The organism is Pseudoalteromonas sp. GW168-MNA-CIBAN-0100 (assembly GCF_040309225.1).
Lineage (GTDB): Bacteria > Pseudomonadota > Gammaproteobacteria > Enterobacterales > Alteromonadaceae > Pseudoalteromonas > Pseudoalteromonas arctica.
In genome coordinates this window covers 1-236 of the sequence record NZ_JBEOOL010001101.1, presented here as the reverse complement: position 1 = coordinate 236, position 236 = coordinate 1, and the positions used below count along the sequence as shown (strand labels likewise).

Sequence of the window (236 nt, the reverse complement as noted above, 5' to 3'; positions counted from 1 at the left end):
ATTCATTATAGTCAGGTTGTTGCAGCAGCGTAGCTAAGCTTTCGTTTAGGTAAATTCGCTTACTTGGCTCAATAGTGGTCGCGGTACTTTGTACTATTGATGGCCATGAATGCTCAGCAGTTAGATTAAAAAATTCACCGCGAATAAAATGCTCTAAACATATTTGTTGCCACTGCGCGGGTAAAGCTAACCACAGCTGCTTACTGTATTTTGATTGTGCTAGTAAATTAATAAAG

At 39.0% G+C, this 236-nt stretch carries 1 protein-coding gene; it reads right to left on the bottom strand.

Going from position 1 to position 236, the window contains the following annotated elements; genetic code table 11:
* Positions 1–236, bottom strand: a 236-nt coding sequence (locus tag AAEY62_RS24775; protein ID WP_350637151.1) for a hypothetical protein, incomplete at both ends; no start/stop codon positions are given.